Source organism: Prevotella ihumii, assembly GCF_900155655.1.
Lineage (GTDB): Bacteria > Bacteroidota > Bacteroidia > Bacteroidales > Bacteroidaceae > Prevotella > Prevotella ihumii.
Map to the genome: position 1 here is coordinate 2789507 of NZ_LT706987.1, position 14729 is coordinate 2804235.

General features: G+C 42.1%; 16 protein-coding genes. 8 read left to right on the plus strand and 8 right to left on the minus strand.

The annotated features are described in order from the left end of the window. Positions 1 to 110: 110 nt before the first annotated feature. Entirely contained in the window at positions 111 to 506 is a 396-nt protein-coding gene (locus tag CZ367_RS12150; RefSeq protein ID WP_077197086.1) for a hypothetical protein, read from the minus strand. A gap of 179 nt (positions 507 to 685) precedes the next feature. Here CZ367_RS12150 and lepA point away from each other — a divergent pair, with 179 nt between their 5' ends. Together lepA and CZ367_RS12160 are read left to right on the plus strand one after the other, a co-directional pair. Further along, on the plus strand, positions 686 to 2467 hold the full coding sequence (lepA, locus tag CZ367_RS12155; protein ID WP_077197087.1) for a translation elongation factor 4: 1782 nt from the start codon (positions 686 to 688) through the stop codon (positions 2465 to 2467). 24 nt (positions 2468 to 2491) lie between these two features. Further along, positions 2492 to 3085 carry a Crp/Fnr family transcriptional regulator gene (locus tag CZ367_RS12160; protein WP_077197088.1) on the plus strand — a complete coding sequence of 198 codons (594 nt, stop codon included), beginning with the start codon at positions 2492 to 2494 and terminating at the stop codon, positions 3083 to 3085. Between the two features lie 342 nt (positions 3086 to 3427). Here the strand turns inward: CZ367_RS12160 and proS are convergent, their stop codons facing one another. Beyond that, positions 3428 to 4909: a proline--tRNA ligase gene (proS, locus tag CZ367_RS12165; protein ID WP_077197089.1), complete on the minus strand. Its 1482-nt coding sequence runs from the start codon at positions 4907 to 4909 to the stop codon at positions 3428 to 3430. Between the two features lie 293 nt (positions 4910 to 5202). Between proS and CZ367_RS12170 the strand changes: the two genes are divergently transcribed. Next, entirely contained in the window at positions 5203 to 5886 is a 684-nt protein-coding gene (locus CZ367_RS12170; protein ID WP_077197090.1) for an OmpA family protein, read from the plus strand. Between the two features lie 74 nt (positions 5887 to 5960). On the opposite strand, the gene CZ367_RS12175 is transcribed toward CZ367_RS12170, so the two are convergent. The 3 genes from CZ367_RS12175 to CZ367_RS12185 form a co-directional block, all read right to left on the minus strand. Next, positions 5961 to 6203, minus strand: a complete 243-nt coding sequence (locus CZ367_RS12175; RefSeq protein WP_077197091.1) for a hypothetical protein — start codon at positions 6201 to 6203, stop codon at positions 5961 to 5963. An 81-nt stretch (positions 6204 to 6284) separates the two neighbouring features. Beyond that, the gene (locus CZ367_RS12180; RefSeq protein WP_077197092.1) at positions 6285 to 6488 is read right to left on the minus strand and encodes a type II toxin-antitoxin system antitoxin; all 204 of its coding nucleotides are present in this window, start codon (positions 6486 to 6488) and stop codon (positions 6285 to 6287) included. 33 nt (positions 6489 to 6521) lie between these two features. Further along, a complete protein-coding gene (locus tag CZ367_RS12185; protein WP_077197093.1) occupies positions 6522 to 7472 on the minus strand; it encodes an SPFH domain-containing protein in 951 nt (316 codons plus the stop codon). 251 nt (positions 7473 to 7723) lie between these two features. Between CZ367_RS12185 and tnpB the strand changes: the two genes are divergently transcribed. Together tnpB and tnpC are read left to right on the plus strand one after the other, a co-directional pair. Further along, positions 7724 to 8068 (plus strand): IS66 family insertion sequence element accessory protein TnpB, encoded by a 345-nt coding sequence (tnpB, locus tag CZ367_RS12190; RefSeq protein WP_077197094.1) that lies wholly within the window; start codon positions 7724 to 7726, stop codon positions 8066 to 8068. An 84-nt stretch (positions 8069 to 8152) separates the two neighbouring features. Beyond that, positions 8153 to 9727, plus strand: coding sequence for an IS66 family transposase (gene tnpC / locus CZ367_RS12195; protein WP_237581718.1), 1575 nt, complete (start codon positions 8153 to 8155; stop codon positions 9725 to 9727). Positions 9728 to 9998: 271 nt separating this feature from the next. Here the strand turns inward: tnpC and CZ367_RS12200 are convergent, their stop codons facing one another. Continuing rightward, positions 9999 to 11660, minus strand: a complete 1662-nt coding sequence (locus tag CZ367_RS12200; RefSeq protein ID WP_077197096.1) for an AMP-binding protein — start codon at positions 11658 to 11660, stop codon at positions 9999 to 10001. Between the two features lie 673 nt (positions 11661 to 12333). Here CZ367_RS12200 and rplU point away from each other — a divergent pair. The 3 genes from rplU (at position 12334) to CZ367_RS16515 (ending at position 13205) form a co-directional block, all read left to right on the plus strand. Continuing rightward, a complete protein-coding gene (gene rplU / locus CZ367_RS12205) occupies positions 12334 to 12651 on the plus strand; it encodes a 50S ribosomal protein L21 (RefSeq protein ID WP_077197097.1) in 318 nt (105 codons plus the stop codon). 17 nt (positions 12652 to 12668) lie between these two features. Continuing rightward, positions 12669 to 12956, plus strand: coding sequence for a 50S ribosomal protein L27 (rpmA, locus tag CZ367_RS12210; protein ID WP_077197098.1), 288 nt, complete (start codon positions 12669 to 12671; stop codon positions 12954 to 12956). A 117-nt stretch (positions 12957 to 13073) separates the two neighbouring features. Then, positions 13074 to 13205 (plus strand): hypothetical protein, encoded by a 132-nt coding sequence (locus CZ367_RS16515; RefSeq protein ID WP_262500740.1) that lies wholly within the window; start codon positions 13074 to 13076, stop codon positions 13203 to 13205. 194 nt (positions 13206 to 13399) lie between these two features. On the opposite strand, the gene panD is transcribed toward CZ367_RS16515, so the two are convergent. Both panD and panC read right to left on the minus strand, forming a co-directional pair. Next, positions 13400 to 13747 (minus strand): aspartate 1-decarboxylase, encoded by a 348-nt coding sequence (panD, locus tag CZ367_RS12215; protein WP_077197099.1) that lies wholly within the window; start codon positions 13745 to 13747, stop codon positions 13400 to 13402. 5 nt (positions 13748 to 13752) lie between these two features. Further along, a complete protein-coding gene (gene panC / locus CZ367_RS12220) occupies positions 13753 to 14604 on the minus strand; it encodes a pantoate--beta-alanine ligase (RefSeq protein WP_077197100.1) in 852 nt (283 codons plus the stop codon). Positions 14605 to 14729: the final 125 nt, after the last annotated feature.

Genomic DNA, 14729 nt, shown 5'->3' on the forward strand with positions numbered 1-14729 from the left:
AAACATCAAGTTTTCGTTTTTAAAACATTAAAAGCGAAATAAAGAACAATCCTATTTCGCCATTTTAAATGTTAAAAGAGCATCATTGAGATACACTGCCCAACAACCCCTTATTTATAATCGTTTTTCGTAAAATTGGCCTCAAACAACACCTTACCTTTTTGTTTGTTCGAAGCATAGCTATATTTGAAGTTGAAGCCAGCGTCCTTGTACATCTTCGAACCTGTTTCGGCTTTCATCGTTTCAAGCAATGTTTTGCGAAGTTCGGTTTTATGGGCATTAATTACACGTTCGTCGTCCACCTCATTGAAGAAAGTGTAATAATAATGTATAGTGCGAGTGTTAGGCTCGTACACCATACTATCCAACTGCGTGTTATTGACCATTGGCGTGGGACACTTCTTGAGCGTAAACTCCTCACACTCCTTAGCAGCCCTGTCTTCTAAACTTCCGTGACACGCACAGAGCATAGCACAGAGCGTAAACAAAAATACTACTCGTTTCATTGATATACGGATTAAGTGGGTGGTATGAAAGGGGAATTTATGACCATTCTGCCCCTCACTAACCACACATTTTACTTTATAGAATGCAAAGATAGCTGTTTTTGTGCAATTTTATGATTTGATATTTCTTATTTCTCACTTTTTTTTGGTAATTTTGCACGTTAAAAGAAGAACATTTGATGAAACACATAAGAAATTTCTGTATCATTGCACATATCGACCACGGCAAGTCTACGTTGGCAGACCGCCTCTTGGAATATACAAAGACTATCCAAGTAACAAGCGGACAAATGCTCGACGATATGGACTTGGAACGTGAACGCGGTATTACAATCAAAAGTCACGCTATACAAATGGAGCATGAACACGAGGGAGAGAAGTATGTGCTCAACCTTATTGATACCCCTGGACACGTCGACTTTTCGTACGAAGTATCGCGAAGCATTGCTGCCTGCGAAGGGGCATTGCTCATTGTCGACTCTACACAGGGTGTGCAGGCACAGACAATTTCGAACCTTTATATGGCTATTGATAACAATTTGGAAATCATACCAGTTATCAATAAAATAGATATGCCTAACGCAATGCCCGAAGAGGTAGAGGACGAAATCATCGACCTTATTGGCTGCGACCGTCAAGATATTATACGGGCGAGCGGAAAGACGGGCGAGGGTGTGCCAGATATTCTCAAAGCCATCATAGAGCGTGTGCCCTGTCCTAAGGGAGATAAAAACGAACCGTTACAGGCATTGATTTTCGACTCTATATTCAACTCGTTTCGTGGTATCATCACCTTGTGCAAGGTAACAAACGGAACAATTCGCAAAGGCGATAAAGTGAAGTTTGTACAGACAGGTATGGAGTATGACGCTGACGAGGTGGGTGTGCTGAAGATGGAAATGATGCCTAAGAAAGAGCTTTCTACGGGCGAAGTGGGCTACATCATTTCAGGTATAAAGAACGCACGTGAAGTGAAAGTAGGCGATACCGTAACTCACATTGACCGCCCTTGCGCTACTGGAATTGAAGGTTTCCAAGTGGTGAAGCCAATGGTCTTTGCCGGTGTCTATCCTGTTGACCCTGCCGACTACGAAAATCTACGTACTTCGTTGGAAAAGCTCCAACTGAACGATGCTTCGCTTACTTTCTCGCCAGAGAGTTCGCAAGCTTTGGGCTTCGGTTTCCGTTGTGGTTTCTTAGGATTGCTCCACATGGAAATTATTCAAGAACGATTGGACCGTGAGTTCAATATGGACGTTATCACCACCGTACCTAACGTTAGTTATATGGTTTACGACAAATTGGGCGAAAGCAAAGAAGTGCACAACCCGTCAGGTTTGCCCGAACCAACAATGATAGAGCACATTGAAGAACCTTATATCAAGGCTTCGATTATTACATCGGCAGACTATATCGGCCCTATTATGACGCTCTGTTTGGATAAACGTGGCGAATTGGTAAGCCAAAACTATGTGAGCGGAAACCGATTGGAACTCATTTTTATGATACCACTTGGCGAAATTGTTATCGATTTTTATGATAAGCTGAAGAGTATCTCGAAGGGTTACGCCTCGTTCGATTATCACATAGACTCGTTCCGTCCATCGAAGCTTGCCAAACTTGATATTTTGCTCAATGGTGAACCTGTTGATGCGCTCTCGACCTTAACGCACGAAAGCAATGCTGTGGCCTTTGGTCGCAGAATGTGTGAGAAACTGAAAGAGCTTATTCCAAGACAACAGTTTGATATTGCAATTCAAGCAGCTATTGGGGGGAAGATTGTGGCACGTGAGACCATCAAACAGGTGCGAAAGGACGTTACCGCAAAATGTTATGGTGGTGACGTGAGCCGTAAACGCAAACTCTTGGAGAAACAAAAGAAAGGTAAGAAACGTATGAAACAAGTGGGAAATGTACAAGTACCACAAAAGGCGTTCCTCGCTGTATTAAAATTAGACTAACATTATAATTAGGAGGGAATTAATATGAAAGAAGCCATTAACACTCGCGACATCGCACGTGAGTTGGCACGTAAGTACAGTACGATGACTCACGATGAGTTGGATGTGCTTGAAAGTATTCTCGTTCCCCTTAAATATGCTAAGGGTGAAATGATTTTAAGTGAAGGGGAGGTATGCGAAAATATATATTATATTGAACACGGACTGATTAGACAGTTTTACTTCAAGAACGGAAAGCAAATCACCGAGCACCTTGGAGAAGACCGCACTATCTTTATGTGTATTGAAAGTTTGTTCCGCGAAGAACCAACCTCCTTGCAGGTGGAGGCTTTAGAACCTACATTGGTATATGCGATGCCCAAACGTAAGTTGGAGCAGGTAGCATTACACAATGTGAATATTCAAATTCTGTTCCGAAAAATATTAGAGGAAAGTCTTATCATATCACAAGTTCACGCAGACTTAGTGCGCTTTGAAACAGCACAAGACAGATACAAAAAGATGTGCAAACTGAGTCCGCAAGTTATTCTTCGTGCACCTTTGGTTTACATTGCAAGCTACTTGCAGATGACACCAGAGACACTCAGCCGTGTAAGAGCTGCAACTTTATTAGAATAAAGGTAGTAGGTTTACGCAGCTAAAACAAAACTTTTAAAAGACAAAGGCTGTAAGCTAAAGCATCAAGGTTAAACTCTGAAAAAGTTAAGATAAACTTTGAAAGAGTCAAGATAAACTTTAAAAGAGTCAAGATAAACTTTGAAAGAGTCAAGATAAACAATAAAAAAAGAATAAAGGTGAGCATTTTTCGTGTAAAATGCTCACCTTTATATATATATATCAATACCACCATATTGATGTGAGAAACTAAGTTTTCGGGCATAAAACATAAAAATAGGTTCACCAACTTCACAGCCGATGAACCCCCAAAACTTTTACTATTAACCCATAAAACTTAATTATTTAGTATGATCTTGCTATCAACACACGATGCTTAGATGGCTTTCCACTTACCATATCGACACCTTCTGTCTGTTCAAACATAAATGGAACGCAGCGTATTGTAGCCTGTGTTTCTTCCTTAATCTTTTCTTCTGTCTCTGCAGTACCGTCCCAATGACAGAGGAAGAAACCACCATCTTTAACCTTTTCTTTGAACTCTTCGTAGTTATCACACTCGTAAATGTGTTCGTTACGGAAAGTTACAGCCTTCTTATATATATTTGCCTGAATGTCATAGAGCAAGTTCTTCACACGCTCAACAATGCCATCGAAGCTCACATTTTCCTTTTCAAGTGTATCACGACGCATTATCTCAATGGTATTGTTCTCCAAATCGCGACCACCCATAGCCAATCGCACTGGCACACCTTTGAGTTCGTAGTCAGCAAACTTAAATCCAGGACGCTTATTGTCGGCATTGTCAAACTTAACGGTAATGCCCAAAGCTCTCAACTCATTGATTACAGGTTGCAACTTTTCTGTTAGAGCCTGCAATTGTTCCTCTCCCTTGAAGATAGGAATGATTACTACTTGGATAGGAGCAATCTTTGGAGGCAAAACAAGTCCGTTATCGTCAGAGTGGGTCATAATCAACGCACCTACAAGACGAGTACTTACGCCCCAAGAGGTAGCCCAAACATATTCAGGCTTATTCTCTTTGTTAAGGAAAGTCACATCGAACGACTTCGCAAAGTTCTGTCCCAAGAAATGAGAAGTACCGCTTTGAAGAGCCTTACCATCTTGCATCATTGCCTCAATAGTATAGGTATCAAGCGCACCTGCAAAGCGTTCAGTCTCACTCTTCACACCTTGTACTACAGGAATAGCCAAGTATTGTTCAGCAAAGTCGGCATATACCTTCAGCATAGTCTTAGCTTCTTCTACTGCTTCTTCCTTTGTAGCGTGTGCTGTGTGACCTTCTTGCCACAAGAACTCTGATGTACGGAGGAAAGGACGTGTACGCATTTCCCAGCGCATCACGTTACACCACTGGTTGCACATCAATGGAAGGTCGCGATAAGAATGTATCCAATTCTTATAAGTGTTCCAAATAATGGTTTCGCTGGTTGGACGTATGATAAGTTCCTCGTCGAGCTTTGCATTTGGATCAACCTCTACTCCGTTTCCTTCCTCATTAGAACGAAGGCGATAATGCGTTACTACGGCACACTCTTTAGCAAACCCTGCCACGTGTTCAGCCTCTCTTGAGAGGAAGCTCTTCGGTATAAGGAGGGGGAAATAAGCATTCTGTGCACCTGTTTCCTTAAACATCTTGTCCAACTGTGCTTGCATCTTTTCCCATATAGCATAGCCGTATGGCTTGATAACCATACACCCTCTTACAGGCGACTGCTCTGCTAATTCTGCTTTAACAACCAAATCGTTGTACCATTGAGAGTAGTTGTCGGCTCTCTTGGTAAGGTCTTTGAGTTCTTTTGCCATAATATATTGTAATCGTTTTATCTACCTTTTTAAAATAGCCTATTTATGGTTGCAAGGCTAAAATCCCACCTCAAAGATAGGAAATACTCCTTTTTGTTTAGGGAAAACCCCTTGCAACAAAGGCTGAATATCTATAACTTTGTGCAAAAATACAAAAAATAGTTGGCATAACGATAAACAATAGGTAATTTGTTGTATCTTTGTTGATATTTCAAGCAAATACTATCAACTATCGGACGCCACTAACTCTCTAAATAAAGGTAAAACAAAGAAAGATTAAAAAACGAAAGATTATGAAAAATTTAAAGACAATTGCAGCAGGATTATGTGTAGCTACACTCGTTTCAAGTTGTGCTACCAAACAAGGAACATATACATTAGGTGGCGGTGGTGCTGGTGCTGTGCTTGGCGGTATTGTTGGTAACATCATTGGAAAGAACACTAAAGGCACTATGATTGGTGCAGCTATCGGTGCAGCAGTAGGCTCTGGCGCAGGTGCATTGATTGGTCGTCATATGGACAAGGTTGCTCGCGAGACTGCAGCACAGGTACAGAACGCTAAGGTAGAGAAAACTACTGACGCTAACGGCTTAGAGTGTGTGAAAGTAACTTTCGATTCAGGCATTCTCTTCGCAACAAATAAAGCTAACCTCAACGCAACTTCAAAGAAAGAGTTGGCAGACTTTGCAAAGGTTATGATGAAGAATTCTGATTGCGACGTAGCTATTCAGGGTTACACAGACGCATCGGGTAACGACAATATCAACATTCCTTTGTCTCAAAAGCGTGCCGATGCCGTATCTTCTTATCTCCGTTCACAGGGCGTAAGTGGTGCTCAAATCCGCACTGTAGAAGGTCTTGGAAGCTCAAATCCTATCGAAGACAAGCGTGTAAGTCAGGCTAACCGCCGTGTTGAGGTATATATGTATGCTTCAGAGGATATGATTAACAAGGCTAACAATGGTACTTTGAAATAAGCCGACGCACCTAAAACATTAAGACAAAAAACCATTAGATTCAGATAAGACAAAGAAAAGTTCCACCCCACCTTTCACTTGGAAAGGTTCGGGTGGAACTTTTCTTTTCTCTTTCTTTCTTCTTCTCGTGCAATAAGCTGATTGCTTAATGCTTCTTCGCTACATATTACATCATCTAACCGATAATTTCCAATATGGACAATTATAAAAAGCAAGATGAGTTGTAAAAAACTACAAACATAAAAACCAAATTCTGCCTGACCTTCTTCGATAAAAACAAGAAATCCAAACAGCGCAGTACAAGGAGCAATACTCAACCTACAATATAAAGGAGCGCAGCTGCCACCTCCCAAATAGTAGACTTGCACGTTCGTGGCATAAAATAATGTATTTCATTATCAAGCTCTCTTGTTGCTGTCTTCCTCATTGTTTTTCTGCTTTTTAGGCAACCTCCGAGCCTTGCGCAACGCATCATTGATAATCCATTGCAACTGTCCATTGGTTGAGCGAAACTCGTCGGCTGCCCACTTTTCTATCGCACTCATCGTATCGACATCGACACGAAGGATGAAACTTTTGGTATTGTTTTCCTTCTTTGCCATTTACTCATTGAAGGGGTTAAGACATTATTTATATTACATGTTCAGGGTACCTGAATTTACTACAGGTTGGGTAGCACTTTCGCTACACAATACCACCATCAGATTGCTCACCATAGCGGCTTTCTGACTGTCGTCAAGCTCCACAACGCTCTCCTTATCCAATTTCTGCAAAGCCATATCTACCATTGATACCGCACCTTCCACAATCTTTTCACGAGCCGAAATAATGGCATCGGCTTGCTGACGGCGAAGCATAACCGCAGCTATCTCTGGTGCGTATGCAAGGTAGTTGATGCGAGCCTCTAAGATTTCTATACCAGCCATCTCTAAACGCTCATCAAGGGTTTGTTCCAAGAGCTTATTTATCTCCTCGCTATTGTCGCGAAGGGTCTGCCCGTGTACATTTTCGTCCACATTATCGTAAGCGTAAAGTCCTGCTACGTGGCGCAAAGCTGCATCGCCTTGCACACGAACGAAGCGTTCGAAAGCCAACATCAGGTCGCTTGTTGAAGTGCCAACCTTAGCATTTAGGTCGCCACCTGCCATCGATTCAGAATCAATGTCGAAGATTGCCTTATAGGTATCTTTCACTTTCCAAACCAGCATCATACCAATCATAATTGGGTTACCCGTCTTGTCGTTCACCTTGATAGGAGTTTGGTCGATGTTACGAGCACGGAGCGAAAGTCGCTTGGTATTGATGAGCGGATTAACCCAATGGAAACCCACCTCGCTGAACGTACCCTTGTATTGTCCGAAGAACATCATTACACGTGCCTCGTTAGGTTCAACCTTTACAAAGCCAGCAAAGATAAAAAGCACAACAAAGGCACAAGCTACTGCAAGAAAGAACAAGTAGACTTCTTCTTGCATAAACAGCTCTACCAAGAAGTAAGCACCTGCCAAAAATGCAACTACATTCAAAAGAAGCATCAAGAAGCCATTGAGCTTCATACCCGAAAACTTAAATTCTTTACTTTCCATAGTCGATTGTTTTTAAATTTATTCGTTGTTTTAAAGTAATATCATTTTGATATTACAAATATATAACTTTTAGTTGATATACACCAAAGTTATGCGTGTTATTTAACATATATTTAACACTTGTGTTTATACTTTTTCCCCACCTTATTATCTACTCTTTATCTATACATCGATCAACTTAAAGTGTAAGCATCCAATATTAGCCGCCTTTGTGTAACATTCTTGCTTTACTACCTTTGCCCGAAAAACTTATGTTTGTACTCAACGAAACAAATGTTTTCCGGGTTTGTTGCACTCCTGTGGATATGCGTCAGGGTATTCTTCGCCTGTCCCAATTGGTACGCAGCAATGACTTCAATCCTTCTGATGGTGTTGTCTACGTTTTCTACAATCGATCCCGTAACCGAATTAAATTGCTGCACTGGGAACGCTGTGGTTTTGTCGTGTATCATAAACAGATGGCACAGGGTTGCCTGAGTCCTAAAATCATACGGGCGAGAACTGGATTTTATGAACTTCGCTGGGACGAATTGGTACTCTATATTGAAGGAATAAACCCTAGTTGCTACCGAAGAAAAAGATACAATAAATCTTAGTATTTTCTTGCCAGTGTCAGATATTTTTCGTAACTTTACAGCGTATAAAGAACTGATAATGTGATGGATATGCCTTATAGTACAATGACATCTGACTACCATTCTCTCACTCGGGAAGCTGTTGTTAAACTTCTTGAGCAAAGGGATGCTGAACTTAAGGATAAGGATGCTGAGATTAAGATTAAGGATGCTGAGCTGGAACGAAAGTCCCGTCGTATTCTTGAACTTGAGCGCATGGTATTTGGCAGGCGCAGCGAGAAACGCCTGCCTGAGAGTGCAAGCGGCTGGGCGGGTACGCTTTTTGACGAGCAGTGGGCCAAAGAGGGCTCCCTGGCTCAGGTAGAAGCCCTTCCCATCATCAAGGAGATAAAACAGCAGGCCGGACAACGCAGGTCATCACGCCGTGTGAGCCGTCTTTCCAGAAAGGGTAGGGCCTACGCCTCCTATGTTCCCGAGAATATAGAGCGACAGGTGACGGAGATATATCCAGAGGGTTATGACGCTGAGCGCATGGTCATCATCGGACATGACAGAAGTGAGCATCTGTGTCTGCGTCCCTCATCCTTTTATGTCAGGGTAGAAGATCGTGTCATCTGCCGCCTGAAGGAAGCCCGGCCAACGGATGCGAAGGTCGACATCCTGGAAGCCCCCTTGAAAAAGCAAGCGGTGGATTGTTTTGCCGACGCTTCCCTGCTCGCCGAAATCATCACCGCCAAGTTCGCCTATCACCAGCCCGAGTATAGGCAATGTGAAAGATGGAAGGAACTGGGCGTGAACATCCCCACCTCAACCGTCAACAGCTGGGTTCACGATGCCGCCGATGCACTTTATCCACTTTACAAACTTCAAGTAAGACAGATCCTGCAAAGTCCTTATCTTCAAGTTGACGAGACCAGCGTACAGGTTGCCGACCGCAAGGGAAAGACGCGCAAGGGATACCTGTGGGGCGTGCGTGACGCCATACACTCCCAGGGTGTGTTCTTCCATTGGAAGGACGGGTCGCGGTCGGGCGCTGTGGCAGATGAACTCTTCAAGGGCTACCAGGGTGCCATACAGTCTGATGGGTATGAGGTCTACAGCAGGTTTGAGAACGTTCAGGGCATCGTGCTGTTAGGATGTATGGCACACGTGAGACGTAAGTTCGAACATCTGGCGGCTGACGATAAGAACGCCGCCCATATCATCGAAACGATAGCCACGCTTTATGAGTTGGAGGAAAACCTCAAACACAAGAAAGCACCACCCGAGGAAGTGGAGACAGAACGAAAGGCTAAAGCTTACCCTATTCTTAAGTATTTGGAGACCTATATGTTGGATGTACACAAACAGTACACCCCAGGCGAAGCTATGGAGAAGGCACTGCGTTATGCCTTCGCCGTATGGATACGCATTGGCAGGTATGTGCAGGACGGACGCTTCAACATAGACAACAACCTTATGGAACAGGCCATCAGACCCATCACGCTTGGAAGAAAGAACTACCTGTTCTGTGGTAACAATGAGGGAGCGGAGAACAACGCCATCTTCTATACCTTCATGGCGTGTTGCAGGGAAGCAGACATAGAGCCATACAAATGGATGAAGGAAGTTCTTTCAAGGCCCCTGCCCGATATGACGGAGGAGGAACTCACGAAAATGCTACCTTCAAACTTCAAATAACAAATAACCCTTATATGCTGCCAGACATATAAGGGTTATTTATTGGTGTGAAAGGCGGCTAATATTGGATGCTTACAGTGTACTAAAGATTTGATAAGACAAAAAATAAAGAAAATGCCATTGGGACGATCGTTCCAATGGCATTTCTTGTATGCTCTTGTTTGTTCTTTTTATTCCAAATCGGTCGTTAGAATAATAAAGTAAGCACCTAAACTGGGCTAATGCCCGATTTGGGTTTATTGAATATAAGCGATTGTAAGTTCTAATCGGCTTACTTATACATAAATCGTTTGATAGACTTCTTTGGTGTTTTCTCAAACTCTTCTGTCATTACTTCCATTTCTGTTACTTTAGCGTATGCAGGGGTAACAGCATTGAGCTGTGTTCTGTTTTCCTCCATAATTGCCTTAATATCAGCATCGTTGAGGTTCAAGTTTTTAGCTTCCTCATAGTCAGGATAAACCAATCCTACGAGCTTTTCGCCACGCTGAATAACAAGACATTCGCTCACCAATGGCAACGAACTGAGCTTGTCTTCTATTTCTTCAGGGTAGATGTTCTGACCATTGCTACCAAGGAGCATATTCTTAGAACGTCCACGAATAAAGATGTTGCCAGCAGCGTCCATTGTACCTAAGTCGCCAGTGTGATACCAACCCTCTGCGTCTAAAGCTGCACGTGTATCTTCTTCGTTTTTATAGTAACCCAACATCACGTTAGGACCCTTTGTCAGAATTTCGCCTGCTATATTTTCTGGGTCAGGACTATCGATAGCCACTTCCTGATGCAGTGCTGCACGACCACACGACTGAAGGGCAAACTCCTTCCAATCGCTATAAGCAATGATAGGCGCACACTCCGTAGCACCATAGCCCACTGTGAATGGGAAGTTGATGTCTTTCAAGAACTTTTCTATTTCGTTGTTGAGGGCAGCACCACCAATAATAATTTGGTAAAGATTGCCTCCAAATGCCTGATACACCTGCTCTCTAATCTTTTCTTTCACCTTATTACTAATAATAGGTGTGTTGAGGAGCAACTTCATACGTTGGTTTTGTATCTTTGGGAACACCTTCTTGCGGATAATCTTCTCAATAACAAGTGGAACGGCTATCATAATGATAGGCTTCACATCAGCCAATGCCTGTGCAATGATGGCTGGCGAAGGCATACGAGTTAGGAAGAAGATGTGCGCACCTGCGAGAAATTCGTACATAAACTCGAACATCATACCATACATGTGCGCCATTGGCAAAATACTGATGATGTTTTCGCCTGGTTTTACTACATTGTCCAATACATTTTTAGCAAAGTCGGCATTGCTCCACAAGGCACGATAAGGTATCATAACACCCTTTGAGCGGCCTGTTGTACCACTGGTATAGTTGATAAGTGCCAATTCGTCAGGGCTTTGCTCTCTATAATAATGTACGTGTTCGGCACGGAAGAACTTAGGATAACGCTGTCCAAACATCTCGTTAAGATGCTCGCGAGCGTAGGTAAGTTGCTCTGTGCGGCTCACTACGAGCGACAAGTCGGGTAGGTAGATAATACCTTCCAATCCCATCATTTTGGTAGCATCAATCTGCGTAGACACCACATCGCCCACAAAAAGCAATTTGGCGTCCGAATGATTTACGATATTGTGGATTTGGTCGGGTGTGAACTCGTGAAGAATAGGCACAGCTATCGCTCCGTATGTGAGTGTAGCTAAGAAAGTTGCTGCCCACATCGAAGAGTTTCGACCGCATATTGCTATCTTGTCGCCTTTTTGTACACCACTGGCTTCAAACATGATGTGAATTTTCTCAATCTTGCGAGCAACATCATTATACTGAAGGGTTTTACCTTTATAATCTGTAAGAGCGTCTCTATCCCAATGGGTGGTAATGCTCTTTTCAATTAATTCGTTAAAACTGGGATTTTTTTCCATCATAAACAATTTATAGATGGTGCAAAGGTAATAAAAACATTGCACATTTCAAAAAATAATGTGCAACAATTGATATTTTTGCGTTTTTAGTTGCACAAAATTGCGCATTTTGTGAAATATGTGCAGCATTTTGACCGTTAATCGTTCACTTAGGGTAAAATGGTAGTAGTGCTCTAAAAAATGGATTGTTCGTTTTTTCCTTTATCGGTTTTTGGAAAACTAAAGATTAATCTTTAGGCGGCAATAGATATATGTTTGGCATTGTCAAAGTTGAACTTTGGGAGGGTAATACATATATGTTTTGGGGTGTAAAACATATATGTTTTGGAAGGAGTTTGTAAAGTGTTGTATATCAATAGTTTGAGAACTCTGTTTTTGAAGTTTGATGGTAAAATATTATTGTTCTATTTTTCCACTATCGCTTTTGTTTCACACATATTATAAGAGGTGTCTCGGAGTAGGCATACTGTGAAGCAAAGTAGATTGAAAATGAAGGGGAATAAGGGTAGAATGACAGTTAAAAATAATTAATATAATCCTTTGCGAGAGGATATATCTCACTGATACAAAGTATTTTTTGTAATTTTGCAGAGTTTTTATGCCGTTTAGGCTCGAATAAGTGCGGGAAAGATGCTCCGCCGCCTATCGGTGAAACCGTTTTACAAATATAAAAATGTACGCAATTGTAGAAATTAACGGTCAGCAGTTTAAGGCTGAGGAAGGCAAGAAGCTTTTCGTAAACCACATCAAAGATGCGGAAGAAGGCAAGACTGTTGAGTTTGACAAGGTGCTTCTTATTGACAAAGAAGGCGCAGTCACAGTTGGCGCACCTACTGTTAGTGGTGCTAAAGTAGTAGCTGAGGTGGTAACTCCACTCGTAAAGGGCGACAAGATTGTTGTCTTCAAGATGAAGCGTCGCAAGGACTATCGCAAGAAGAATGGTCATCGCGCACAATTCACTCAGGTTGAAATCAAAACAATTAACGCTTAAATTTAGGAGGACAAGAAATGGCTCATAAAAAAGGTGTCGGTAGTTCTAAGAACGGTCGCGAATCACATTCAAAGCGTTTAGGTGTTAAGATTGGTGGTGGACAGAAGATTATCGCAGGCAACATCATCGTTCGTCAGCGTGGCAATCAGCACTACCCAGGTGATAATGTAGCTCAAGGTAAGGACGATACATTGTACGCATTGACAGATGGTATCGTTTACTTCCACAAGGGTAAGTACAACAAGAGCAAGGTCTCTGTACTCTCTGAGGAAGTTTACGCTGCAAAAACAACACCTCAGGCGTAAATAAAACAAACAACTATTCCAAACAAACAACATAAAATCCCAGACCTCCAAGGAGGTCTGGGATTTATGCGTCTAATGGGGTACTGCTCAAAAATATTGCTGAAAGAAAGCAATATTTTGAAGCAGTTTTTAATGTGCTTAAACCCAAATCAGTCATTAGACCAGTCAGACCAGTCGGACCAGTCGGACGTGTCAGAAAAGTCCGACTGGTCCGACTGGTCTAACGACCGATTTGGGTTTAAAGAGTAGTAATGAGGAGGGAACAATTTATACGAAAGGCTGTCCACGTGTTACATTTGGTATCGAAAACGATGAAACGAGGGGCGGCTAAAGTTGAGTTTTTTCTTCGTTATATCTCTTTTGGCAATAGATAAAGGAGTTATGGTTCAGCCGTTTTAGCTCCCCATAACCCCTTTGTTGGTTCTAAGTATGATTTTACACCATTAACCCAATTTGTTTCCTTCGCTTGGAAATACTACATTGGGTTTGAAAATCTTGGCTTCTTCAAAATCCATCAAGGCGTAACTTATAATAATAACCGTGTCACCCACCTGTACTTTGCGAGCTGCTGCACCATTAAGACAGATGCAGCCTGAGCCACGTTCACCTTTTATAATATAGGTTTCAAATCGTTCACCATTATTATTATTGACTATCTGAACCTTCTCGCCCGCAATCATATTTGCAGCATCGAGTAAGTCTTCGTCGATAGTGATGCTCCCCATATAATTAAGGTTAGCCTCGGTAACGGTGACACAATGTAATTTGCTTTTTAGTACTTCTATTTGCATTTCTTTTATCCCTTGTATTTGATATGGTCGATAAGACGAATAGGAGTTTTACCACAATAAACAGTGATACAACCTACAATGTAGGCACTGTCCGCCCATTCGTTTACAGCCAATAATGTGTTGCCATCTACAATGTCGAAGTATTCCACTTCTAACCCTTCTATGGCATTAATTTCTGCTATAACCCTGCTGTGTGTTTCTTTGATTGTCAGCGAGTTTTGCCATTCGGTGCTGGCTTTCAATATGCGGTAGATGTTTGGCGCAATAGCACGTTCATCGGCAGCAAGAAGCGAGTTGCGCGAGCTCTTAGCAAGTCCATCTTCATCGCGAATGATAGGACATTCTACAATCTCTACATCAGCATTGATATAGTCTACCAATCGTTTTACGACAGCTATTTGTTGCCAGTCTTTTTCGCCAAAATAAGCCCTATTAGGACGAACGATGTAGAACAGACGACTGACAACTTGGCACACTCCGTTGAAATGGCCCGGTCGTTTTTTGCCTTCCATCACAGTGCTTTGTGGTGGAAATTCAAACTGACGAGTATCAGGCATAGGATACATTTCTGCCACAGTAGGAGCAAAGACATATTGAGCTCCGCAGGCTTCGATGAGCTTGCAGTCGGCTTCTAATGTGCGAGGGTATCTGTCGAGGTCGCCTTTGTCGTTAAATTGGGTAGGATTGAGGAACACCGAGACTACTGTAACGGCATTTTCTTTCACACTTCTTTCAATCAGAGATGCGTGTCCTTCATGCAATGCACCCATTGTGGGCACTAATCCTACTTGCTTTCCTTCCTTGCGAACTTCAAATAGTTCGTTTTGTAGATCAACAATGTTTTCGAATACTTTCATTTTGAATATCTTCTTTCAGCGTGCAAAGTAACAACAAATTTATCTAAAACACCAATGAATAGTCTAAAAATATGCCAATATTAGTTGAAATAAGTACTATTTCACAAAGAAAAGAGCAGTTTCTC

Coding starts and splice junctions, on each gene's coding strand:
- panC (WP_077197100.1), bottom strand. CDS start 14,604: ATGAAAGTATTCGAAAACATTGTTGATCTACAAAACGAACTATTTGAA.
- CZ367_RS12180 (WP_077197092.1), bottom strand. CDS start 6,488: ATGGCAAAGAAGGAAAACAATACCAAAAGTTTCATCCTTCGTGTCGAT.
- CZ367_RS12200 (WP_077197096.1), bottom strand. CDS start 11,660: ATGGAAAAAAATCCCAGTTTTAACGAATTAATTGAAAAGAGCATTACC.
- tnpB (WP_077197094.1), top strand. CDS start 7,724: ATGTTTGTACTCAACGAAACAAATGTTTTCCGGGTTTGTTGCACTCCT.
- CZ367_RS12150 (WP_077197086.1), bottom strand. CDS start 506: ATGAAACGAGTAGTATTTTTGTTTACGCTCTGTGCTATGCTCTGTGCG.
- lepA (WP_077197087.1), top strand. CDS start 686: ATGAAACACATAAGAAATTTCTGTATCATTGCACATATCGACCACGGC.
- CZ367_RS12185 (WP_077197093.1), bottom strand. CDS start 7,472: ATGGAAAGTAAAGAATTTAAGTTTTCGGGTATGAAGCTCAATGGCTTC.
- tnpC (WP_237581718.1), top strand. CDS start 8,153: ATGACATCTGACTACCATTCTCTCACTCGGGAAGCTGTTGTTAAACTT.
- rpmA (WP_077197098.1), top strand. CDS start 12,669: ATGGCTCATAAAAAAGGTGTCGGTAGTTCTAAGAACGGTCGCGAATCA.
- proS (WP_077197089.1), bottom strand. CDS start 4,909: ATGGCAAAAGAACTCAAAGACCTTACCAAGAGAGCCGACAACTACTCT.
- CZ367_RS12160 (WP_077197088.1), top strand. CDS start 2,492: ATGAAAGAAGCCATTAACACTCGCGACATCGCACGTGAGTTGGCACGT.
- rplU (WP_077197097.1), top strand. CDS start 12,334: ATGTACGCAATTGTAGAAATTAACGGTCAGCAGTTTAAGGCTGAGGAA.
- CZ367_RS12170 (WP_077197090.1), top strand. CDS start 5,203: ATGAAAAATTTAAAGACAATTGCAGCAGGATTATGTGTAGCTACACTC.
- panD (WP_077197099.1), bottom strand. CDS start 13,747: ATGCAAATAGAAGTACTAAAAAGCAAATTACATTGTGTCACCGTTACC.